This window comes from Salinimicrobium oceani, from assembly GCF_012037645.1.
Genome location: NZ_JAAVJR010000630.1, coordinates 1 through 450, shown reverse-complemented (window position 1 = coordinate 450; position 450 = coordinate 1). Strand labels below are relative to the sequence as shown.

At 41.1% G+C, this 450-nt stretch carries 1 protein-coding gene; it reads left to right on the top strand.

Going from position 1 to position 450, the window contains the following annotated elements; all coding sequences use genetic code 11:
* Window positions 1-66: 66 nt before the first annotated feature.
* Window positions 67-450, top strand: a 384-nt coding sequence (locus tag HC175_RS18600) for a hypothetical protein (RefSeq protein ID WP_168139696.1), incomplete at its 3' end; no start/stop codon positions are given.

Sequence of the window (450 nt, the reverse complement as noted above, 5' to 3'; positions counted from 1 at the left end):
AAAATTTAGAAGCAAACCCTAAGTGGGTCGCTATATATTTTTCTAACCATTCTAAATTTTTTAATTATGAAGAAATTCAATTTTTTTGCGACAATCGTCGCAGGGTTATTATTTATTTTTTCCTCCTGTAGCAAGGATGAAATCATCAAGGACAATCCTGATCCAGACAAGGCTGTGCTATCTTTTGGTGCGGTCCTTAATGATCTTTCAGGGAATAACTCAACAACAAAACAGTCTTTTGACCTTCCCGATTGTGCCGACGGGGAACCTGCGTATGTGGAGGTTGTTCTGAGTGGTACTACCGCCGTGGGATCTATGGACGCTCCACTAATTGTTGATCTTAATCCCACTCCGGCCGATTTTGATGATGATGGAGAAGAGGAATTCTTTACCGTTGAATCTCCTGATCTGGAGCTGGAACCCGGTCCCTATAATCTTGAATTTTTTGCA